Origin of the sequence: Actinomadura livida (assembly GCF_014648675.1) — a bacterium.
Taxonomy (GTDB): Bacteria; Actinomycetota; Actinomycetes; order Streptosporangiales; family Streptosporangiaceae; genus Spirillospora; species Spirillospora livida.
Map to the genome: position 1 here is coordinate 188,060 of NZ_BMRO01000001.1, position 7,478 is coordinate 195,537.

A 7,478-nucleotide genomic window follows, 5' to 3' on the forward strand; every position below is an offset into this window, starting at 1 on the left:
AGCGACACCGCGACCGGGCGGTCGGCGAACCGCTCCAGCCAGTACGCGCGGTCGCGCTCGAACTTCTCCGACGCCCGGTAGGCGTCCTCCTCGGCGAGGACCGCCCGGAAGTCGCCCAGTTCCCCCGGCTCGTACTCGCCGCCGTTCGCCAGCAGGGTGTAGATCTCGGCGGCGCGGCGGCTGATCATCAGGCCGCTGTAGGCGTCCAGCGTCGTGTGGTGGGCGCGCAGGAACCACCGGTGCAGGTCCGGGGACAGCCGCAGCAGGGCCGTGCGGTGGAGCCGCTCGCCGTCCGGCGGCAGCGGCTCGGCCATCCGCTCCTTCATCCACGCCCGCGAGGCGGCGTCCGGGTCGGGCTCGCCGGACAGGTCCACGAGGGGGATCGTCGCCGTCGCGTCCGGGTCGAGGATCTGGTGCGGAATTCCGTCCACCTCGGCGATGCGCGCGTTCATCGCGAGCGACTCGTGCGCGGCGATGCGCGCCACCCGGTCGAACAGCCCGTGGTCGACCGGTCCCTCGATCTCGATGTACTGCGCAATGTGGATCGGCGTTTCGGGCGCCAGTTGCTGCGCGTACCAGACGCTCCGCTGAGCGGCCGAAAGAGGAACGTACTCGGTGGACATCAAGCGGCACTTTCCCGGTCGAAGGGGGTTGGCTTTACGCCCGCCATCGGCACCGGCCCGGCGCCGGCGGGCAGAAAACTAAAGAGAATGACCACACAAATCGGGCTGTTCCCCGTCCCCTTTCACCCCGAGCCTTTCCGGGAACGCGATCGGCCCGCGTGAACCCGGGACTGAACGCCCTGTGGTCCCGCCAATACAGAGCGCCGCCGCTTTCCGCCCTCGACCGGGACCGCTCTGGACCCATGCTCTACTCAGGAGTAGCGGAGCCACAGTCAACCAGCCCGTCACATGCCTCGCAATCCCCTCAAAAGCAGAACTTGACCCGCCCCATTGCTAACAGGAGTGACAAAACGGCCGGTGAGCGTCCTGGCAGCGCGCCGCGCGACGCTCGCCGGGTGACAAAGGTTGACAACACATTCCACACAAGGCGATTACGCAGCGTGACATTTACCCGGCCGGATACTCGTGCACGACGACCGCGGCGGCCCCCACCGAGGGGTGCCGCTGCAGCACCGCCTCGATCTCCCCGAGCTCCATCCGCACCCCGGCGATCTTGACCTGCCGGTCGACGCGGCCGAGGTACTGCAGGGTGGGGCGGTCCTCGCCGCCCTCGCCCGCCCCGAGCAGCCGCACCGCGTCGCCCGTCCGGTAGAGGCGGCCCGTCGGGGAGTCGCCGAACGGGTCGCGGTAGAACGCCTCACGCGTCCGCTCGTCGTCGCCCAGGTAGCCGCGCCCGACGACCACGCCGCCGACGAACAGCTCCCCGGTCTCACCCGCGTCGCACGCCGCCCACGTCCCGTCGTCCCCCTCCCGCAGCACGTACAGGCGGGCGTTGACGACCGGCGTCCCGATGGGGAGGCGCAGCAGCCGCAGGTCGCCGGCCGTCACCGTGTGGTGGGTGACGTCGTCGGAGCACTCGGTGGGGCCGTAGGCGTTCAGGAGGCGGGCGTGCGGCATCGCGTCCAGCCAGCGCCGGGACAGCTCCGCGGGCAGTTCCTCCCCCGTGGCGATCATCCAGCGGAGGCCGGGCAAAGGTCGTTGCCGGGGGGTCTGGGGGGTCGTCGCCCCAGATTCACGAGAGCCCGGCGCGAGGTCGTCCAGGAGGTGCCTGACCATGGTGGGGACGAGCTCCACGATCGTGATGCCCCGGTCGTCCACGGCCCGCGCGAACGCGACGGGGTCGTGCGCGACCTCGTCGCCGACGACGTCCACCCGGCCGCCCAGCAGCAGGGGGCACAGCATCTGCCAGATCGAGATGTCGAAGCCGAGCGGCGCGGTGAACGCCACGACGTCCGCGCCGGTCAGCTCCAGGTCGACGATCTTGGCCCAGAGGTGGTTGACCATGCCCTGGTGCTCGACCACCGCGCCCTTCGGACGGCCCGTCGACCCCGAGGTGAACAGGACGTACCGGGGCTGGTCGAGGGCGTCCAGGCGCGGTTCGCCGGGCCACGGCTCGAGGCCGTCCGCCGCGGCGATCCGCACGACCCGGCAGCCGGCGTCCGCGGCGCCCTGCCGCAGCGCCTCCGCGTCGCCGGCGCCGTCGTCCGCCAGCAGCAGCACCGAAGCCCCGGCCTGGTCGAGGACGTCGCGGACGCGCCCCGCGGGCCACGTCTCGTCGGCGGGCACGTAGAGGGCGCCGACCAGCTCGATCGCGAGGAACGCGGCGATGACGGACGCCGAGCGGGGGCCGCCGACGCCGACGACCGTGCCGGGCTCGACCCCCTCGTCCTCAAGCAGCGTCGCCAGCCGGCGGGCCTGCGCGGCCAGGCCGGAGTAGGAGAGCACGCGGGCGCCGTCGCCGGTGATGGCGGGACGGTCGCGCTCGGCGGCGAACCGCTCCACCCGCGTGATGACGGGGTCGGCGAGGTCGACGCCCGCCTCGCGCACCATCCCGTGCCGGGCGGTCAGCTCGCGGGCCCGCGCCAGCTCCGCCGCGGGCACGTCCAGGGCGGGCAGCCCGGCCAGGGGGAGCAGCCGGTCCACGGCGGGTCCGCGAGCACTCATCATTACTCTCCGTGAGGTAGGACTTCTCCGCTGTCATCGACCAAAACAAGCGGGGGCCATAGCTTATCCGCGCCCTGACAGAAGCATCTCGCATTCGTCGCTACCGGTCGGTAAGTAGGGGGTTGCGGGGGGAAGATGCACGCAGGTAACGTGATGAGCCGCCATGGCCAGGCGTGCCCGCGGCGAACATCGGGGATGATGAGGGAATTGCTTCTTCATTTGAGGGTGACAGCGTGCCCATAATAACCTCGCCGCAGGAATTCAATGTCGACGACCTTTACGTCGACTTGCGGCATGTGATCGACCGTCCGCTGTACCTCAAATGCGAGGGCTTCAATTTCGCGGGCTCGGTGAAACTGAAGGCCGCCGCCGCGATGGTGGAGGCGGCGGAGGCCGAGGGCGCGCTCACCCCGGACTCGGTCATCGTGGAGTCCTCGTCCGGGAACCTCGGCATCGCGCTCAGCCTGATCGCGGCGAGCCGCGGGCTGAAGTTCGTGTGCGTCACCGATCCGCGCTGCAACCCGGCGTCCATGCGGGTCATGCGGGCGCTCGGCGCCGAGGTCCGCGTCGTGTCCGACAAGGACGACAACGGCGGCTACCTCGGCGGCCGCATCGCGCACGTCCGGGAGCTGTGCGAGTCCGGCCGCCAGTACGTGTGGCTGAACCAGTACGCCAACCGGAACAACTGGCTGGCCCACTACCGCGGGACCGCTCCATCGATCGACCGGGAGTTCCCCGACCTGGAGGTTCTCTTCGTCGGCGCGGGCACCACCGGCACGCTGATGGGCTGCGCCCGGTACTTCCGCGAGCGGAACCGGCCCGTCACGATCGTCGCGGTGGACGCGGTCGGCTCCGTCACGTTCGGCGGCATCCCCGAGCGCCGCATGGTGCCGGGCCTCGGCACCAGCAGCAAGCCCGACCTGGTGGACGAGTCGCTCGTCGACGACGTGGTGCACGTCGCCGAGCCCGACACGATCCGGACCGTCCGCGCCCTGTCGTCGCGGGGGTTCCTGTTCGGCGGCTCCACCGGCACCGTCGTGTCCGGGGCGTGCCGCTGGCTGGAGGCCAAGTACCCCGGCGAGGACCCGGTCGCGGTGGCCATCGCCCCCGACCTCGGCGAGCGCTACCTGGACTCCATCTACGAGGAGAGCTGGGTACGGGAGCACTTCGGCGAACTGCCGCCCGATATCCTCGATCACTGATCATCCCGGTCGGAACACGGAGCACTTTCATGACGCAGGCCCCCTCATTCGCCGTGATCTCCGGCGCCCAGGTCCACGACGCGGTCGCCGGCCGGGAGGAGCAGGTCACCCGGATGGTCGAGGCCGCCTACCGGCTGCACGGCGAGGGGCGGACCGTCAACCCCGACTCCTACTTCCTGCGGTTCCCCGACCGCCCGGCCGACCGGATCATCGCCCTGCCCGCCTCCGTCGAGGGCGACGTCGGCGTGCACGGCATCAAGTGGATCTCCAGCTTCCCCGGCAACGTCGCGAACGGCATCCCCCGCGCGTCCGCCGTGCTCATCCTCAACGACGCCGAGACCGGCTACCCGTTCGCGTGCCTGGAGAGCTCCATCATCAGCGCGGCCCGCACCGCCGCGTCCGCCGCCCTCGCCGCCGCGACCCTGGCCGACGCCCGCGGCGACCGGCCCCGCACGATCGGCTTCGTCGGCGTCGGCCTCATCGCCCGCTACGTCCACACCTACCTGGCGGGCAACGGCTTCACGTTCGACGCGCTCGGCATCCACGACCTGTCCCCCGACCACGCGGCGGGCTTCAAGGGCTACCTGGAACGCTCGGAGAAGGGCGACATCACCGTCCACGACTCGGCCGAGTCGCTGATCCGCTCGTCCGACCTGGTCGTCTTCGCCACCGTCGCCGGCGAGCCGCACGTCACCGACCCGGCCTGGTTCGCGCACAACCCGCTCGTCCTGCACATCTCGCTGCGCGACCTGTCCCCCGAGATCATCCTGTCGTCCTGCAACATCGTGGACGACGTCGAGCACTGCATGAAGGCCAACACGTCCCCCCACCTGGCCGAGCAGCAGGTCGGCAACCGCGACTTCGTCGACGGCACCCTGTACGACGTCCTCACCGGCAAGACCACCCCGCCCGCCGACAAGCCCGTCGTCTTCTCCCCCTTCGGCCTGGGCGTCCTGGACCTGGCCGTCGCCCGCTACGTCTACAACGAGGTCGCCGCCTCCGGCGCCCTCCACACCGTCCCAGGCTTCTTCCACGACCTGAGCCGCTACGGCTGACCCGCTGCCCACGGCGTCGGCGAGCCATGCACGGCCACCGACGCCCGTGACGACCTCAGCGGAACTCGGAGGTGTCCAGCTCGAACCCGAACGGCTCGGGCAGGGGCAGCGACTTGCCGAACGGCACCTGGTCCATGTGCCCGTAGTCGCCCTCGTCCGGCCCGCTGAAGAGACTCACCCTCTCCTCCTCGCGGTCCACGAGCAGATAGAGCGGGATGCCCGCCCGCGCGTACCCGCGCCGCTTCGCCACCCGGTCCCGCTCCGGCCGGGAGGACGTCACCTCGACCACCAGCGCGACGCCGTCCGGCCGGCTCCAGGGTTCGTCGTCATCGAAGACGTCCGGCTCCACCGGTACGAACGTCCCGTCCGGGATCACGCGCTCGGTCCGCTCCGCATCGGCGGCCGGAACCACCAGTCCCTTGTTCGGCAGGAACATGCATTTACTGGAACTCCGGCGGGCTATCTGCCAGCTGACCTCTCCGATGTTCCACTCATGCCTGCTACCAGGGGGTGGTGTCACGACGATCTCTCCGTCGATCAGTTCGGCTCGGAAGCCCTCGGGGGTATCGAGAGCGAGGAAACCTTCCAGGAGAGCGTCGTCTTCTTCCTGCGACAGAGGCTCATCAACCATGACAGTCATGCCCTGCTCCTTTCCTCGCACGCGAGCCTATGAGCGGAGCGCCACCCTTCGCATACAGATCGTAGTAACCGAGCCTGACGCCACTAGCGTACGATCCGCGGTCGCGGGCCGGGGGGACACGCCCCGGTCAGTGCCATGCCTTTTCGTTTACGGGCCTCAGGTGCCCCGGGTAGGCCGGTGCCGACTACCGTCCCGGTCAGCTGTGCGGCGGGTTCTTGCCGATCTCTCCGAGATGGGTGTGCCTGAAAGAGTCCGGCAGCTTCAGGCCGTACCCCAACGCGCGGTCGACGCCGACGTGGAAGGCCCACGCGCAGGCGAGCACTCCGGCCGCCGTCGAAGTACCCGAGGACACCGGCTCGGCGGCGAGCGCGACCAGCCCCGCCAGGGCCGGGAACGCATAGTTGTGGACCGCGTTGTAGGTCGCGGCGCCGACGGCGGTCGATCGCACGTATCCCAGCATCGAGAGGTCGAACGCGAGGAACGCCGCAAAGATCACCCACCACCATCCGGGATACAGCATGACGGCCGCGACGAGGGCGATGAGGGCCACTCCCCCTGCCTCGACCCGTTGGGTGATGCGGACCTGTCCGGTCATCGGTCCGCCAGGAAGGCGTGCAGGCCGTTGTCGGCCTCGTCGGCGTGCGTCCAGAGCAGCCTGTGCGGTGCCCCTTCGATCCCGACGTACTCGGCGTCGGGGAGAAGCATGCTGTTCTCTTCCCCGACGTTGATGAATCCCATGATGCGTTCCTTCCTGTTGACGTGGTCGGCTTGTTGTTGTGGATCAGTGCAAGGCGATGACATCGCGCGGCTGCGGGCTCCGCGTTGAAGCCCGGACATCCCCCGCAGTCGCCGGTGGCTCGTGGGTGAGCCACCCCTGAGCCGAGGGGGCTTGGCGAGCCGGTCGGCCCGGTGTCGCTGCGCTAGCATCAGGCTCGGGGATGATCGGGCGCCCTCGCATCGGTGGAAGTCCCTGATGTCGTGCCCGGCGGGTTCCCCGGGCCTCTTCGAGATCGAGTTCGACTTCGTCGACCACCGGCTGGCCGTCCGCAGGAGCGACGGAGGCGCCGAGACCGTCCGGCTCGAGCCGAAGCCGGTGGCCCAGTTCCACCGGGAGACTCTGGCGGCGCTGAGCCGGCTGGGCATCCAGGTCGAGATCCAGGACCGTCCCAACGAGGTCGACCCGGCGATCCCGTTCGCCGAGGACACCGAGCACACCTCCTACGACCCCGAGGCCGCGCGCCTGTTCTGGGGTCAGTTGATCCAGGCCCACCGGGTGTTCGGCGAGTTCCGATCCCACTTCGTCGGGAAGGTCAGCCCCGTGCACTTCTTCTGGGGGGCGATGGACCTGGCCTGCACCCGGTTCTCCGGGCGGCCGGCGCCCGAGCATCCCGGCGGAGCCCCCAACTGCGGGGACTGGGTGATGGTGGAGGGCTACTCCCGTGAGCTGAGCAGCTGCGGCTTCTGGCCCGGCGGAGGAGAGGAGGGCGCCTTCTACGCCTACGCCTACCCCGAACCCGACGGGTTCGCCGACTACCGGGTCGGGCCCGAGGCGGCCTACTACAGCGCCGCGAACGGCCAGTTCCTGCTGCCCTACGAAGCGGTGCGCACCGCCGAGGACCCCGACCGGGCGCTGCTGGAGTTCCTGCACAGCACCTACGAGGCCGCCGCCGAGCGCGGCAACTGGGACCGGGCGAGTCTCGAGGACGACCCCGCCCGGTGGCAGGACCGGCAGCGGCAGCACTGACCCATCCGCGCGACATGGGAGTCCCAGCACGACCAAGGGTCCGACGACACCGAGCAAAGGAGCATGCCGATGGCCACCCCAGCGACCCACGACAACCTGCCCGCCCCCGTCGAGGGGCTCATCCTCACCCACTTCCTCACCGTCCGCGACGTCGCCACCTCCCGGGACTTCTACGCCGGCGTCTTCGGCGGCGAGGTGGTGCTGGACGAG

General features: G+C 70.2%; 8 protein-coding genes. 3 read left to right on the forward strand and 5 right to left on the reverse strand.

Translation table 11 applies throughout. The features are described 5' to 3' along the window. Together IEZ03_RS00740 and IEZ03_RS00745 are read right to left on the reverse strand one after the other, a co-directional pair. On the reverse strand, positions 1 to 623 hold a 623-nt coding region (locus IEZ03_RS00740), incomplete at its 3' end, for a condensation domain-containing protein (RefSeq protein ID WP_229807894.1). Positions 624 to 1,070: 447 nt separating this feature from the next. Next, positions 1,071 to 2,627 carry an amino acid adenylation domain-containing protein gene (locus IEZ03_RS00745; protein WP_184883034.1) on the reverse strand — a complete coding sequence of 519 codons (1,557 nt, stop codon included), beginning with the start codon at positions 2,625 to 2,627 and terminating at the stop codon, positions 1,071 to 1,073. A gap of 233 nt (positions 2,628 to 2,860) precedes the next feature. Here IEZ03_RS00745 and sbnA point away from each other — a divergent pair, with 233 nt between their 5' ends. After that, complete coding sequence (sbnA, locus tag IEZ03_RS00750; protein ID WP_184883032.1) at positions 2,861 to 3,829, forward strand: 2,3-diaminopropionate biosynthesis protein SbnA; 969 nt, start codon at positions 2,861 to 2,863, stop codon at positions 3,827 to 3,829. 29 nt (positions 3,830 to 3,858) lie between these two features. Then, positions 3,859 to 4,884 carry a 2,3-diaminopropionate biosynthesis protein SbnB gene (gene sbnB / locus IEZ03_RS00755; RefSeq protein WP_184883030.1) on the forward strand — a complete coding sequence of 342 codons (1,026 nt, stop codon included), beginning with the start codon at positions 3,859 to 3,861 and terminating at the stop codon, positions 4,882 to 4,884. Positions 4,885 to 4,939: 55 nt separating this feature from the next. On the opposite strand, the gene IEZ03_RS00760 is transcribed toward sbnB, so the two are convergent. The 3 genes from IEZ03_RS00760 to IEZ03_RS00770 form a co-directional block, all read right to left on the reverse strand. Then, a complete protein-coding gene (locus IEZ03_RS00760) occupies positions 4,940 to 5,524 on the reverse strand; it encodes a Uma2 family endonuclease (protein WP_184883028.1) in 585 nt (194 codons plus the stop codon). Between the two features lie 196 nt (positions 5,525 to 5,720). Continuing rightward, positions 5,721 to 6,119 carry a DUF4260 domain-containing protein gene (locus IEZ03_RS00765; protein ID WP_184883026.1) on the reverse strand — a complete coding sequence of 133 codons (399 nt, stop codon included), beginning with the start codon at positions 6,117 to 6,119 and terminating at the stop codon, positions 5,721 to 5,723. Next, positions 6,116 to 6,262 (reverse strand): hypothetical protein, encoded by a 147-nt coding sequence (locus tag IEZ03_RS00770; RefSeq protein ID WP_221480642.1) that lies wholly within the window; start codon positions 6,260 to 6,262, stop codon positions 6,116 to 6,118. The genes IEZ03_RS00765 and IEZ03_RS00770 overlap by 4 nt, the downstream gene beginning before the upstream one ends. A 235-nt stretch (positions 6,263 to 6,497) precedes the next feature. Here IEZ03_RS00770 and IEZ03_RS00775 point away from each other — a divergent pair, with 235 nt between their 5' ends. Beyond that, complete coding sequence (locus IEZ03_RS00775) at positions 6,498 to 7,268, forward strand: DUF5996 family protein (RefSeq protein ID WP_221480641.1); 771 nt, start codon at positions 6,498 to 6,500, stop codon at positions 7,266 to 7,268. The last annotated feature ends 210 nt before the right edge of the window (positions 7,269 to 7,478 follow it).

Bases quoted from the DNA above. Each gene is read 5' to 3' on its own strand.
- IEZ03_RS00770 (WP_221480642.1), bottom strand. From the start codon at position 6,262: ATGGGATTCATCAACGTCGGGGAAGAGAACAGCATGCTTCTCCCCGAC.
- IEZ03_RS00745 (WP_184883034.1), bottom strand. From the start codon at position 2,627: ATGAGTGCTCGCGGACCCGCCGTGGACCGGCTGCTCCCCCTGGCCGGG.
- IEZ03_RS00765 (WP_184883026.1), bottom strand. From the start codon at position 6,119: ATGACCGGACAGGTCCGCATCACCCAACGGGTCGAGGCAGGGGGAGTG.
- sbnB (WP_184883030.1), top strand. From the start codon at position 3,859: ATGACGCAGGCCCCCTCATTCGCCGTGATCTCCGGCGCCCAGGTCCAC.
- IEZ03_RS00760 (WP_184883028.1), bottom strand. From the start codon at position 5,524: ATGACTGTCATGGTTGATGAGCCTCTGTCGCAGGAAGAAGACGACGCT.
- IEZ03_RS00775 (WP_221480641.1), top strand. From the start codon at position 6,498: ATGTCGTGCCCGGCGGGTTCCCCGGGCCTCTTCGAGATCGAGTTCGAC.